Raw genomic sequence first — 653 nt, 5'->3', positions numbered from 1 at the left:
CTCGGCCGCCGCCGTGGCGACGACGTCCGCGAGATACAGGCTGGCCTCGGCGAGCTTGCGCATCCACTCGAGTGTCAGGAACGAATCCGGCGCGCCGACCAGGACCGGAACCGCTTCGGCCAGCAGAACCTCCAGTTGCTCCGAGAGGTCGTCGAGGACCTGACTCCGGTCGACGGACAGCCGCCCAGGCGTGTGACGGCCGCTGAGACTGACCACAGCCCCTCGGAGATGACGCAAGGCCCAGCTCGACTCACCGAGTTCGACCCGCAGTCCGTCCACCAGTAGCGCACCACCTCGCTCACACCAGATCACCCGGGTGCCCTCCGGCCCTCCGGGCCACACCACTGTGCGGTTGGCTCCAGCCGAACTCTCCGCCCCGTCCGGCCCGAACGCGAACTGCATTTCCTCCACCCTTTCCAGCCGGAACGTGTCCGCCAGCACACCGGGCACCCACTTCGCCACCTCCTCGCCCCGGCGGACGGTGGTGGCGAACTCGGCGATCCCCAGCACCTGCCGCAGGGTGTCCGGTGCCGACCAGGAGCGCCACTCGGCCGCATCCCCGCGCAGGTAGAGCCGCACCCGGGTACCCGTCTCCCGGGCCGGCTCCGGCTGCTGCACGATGCGGAACAGATGCCCGGGGCCAAAGATCCGCG

The 653-nt window shown here is 70.3% G+C and carries 1 pseudogene; it reads right to left on the bottom strand.

From position 1 onward, the window contains the following. Positions 1-653 (bottom strand): annotated as a pseudogene (locus ABD323_RS43410) (hypothetical protein); the annotation flags it as partial.

It is taken from the genome of Kitasatospora nipponensis (assembly GCF_039528135.1).
In the GTDB taxonomy this organism is placed as follows: domain Bacteria; phylum Actinomycetota; class Actinomycetes; order Streptomycetales; family Streptomycetaceae; genus Kitasatospora; species Kitasatospora nipponensis.
Note: the sequence above shows the minus strand (reverse complement) of the source record. Positions and strands in the feature narration are given on the sequence as shown.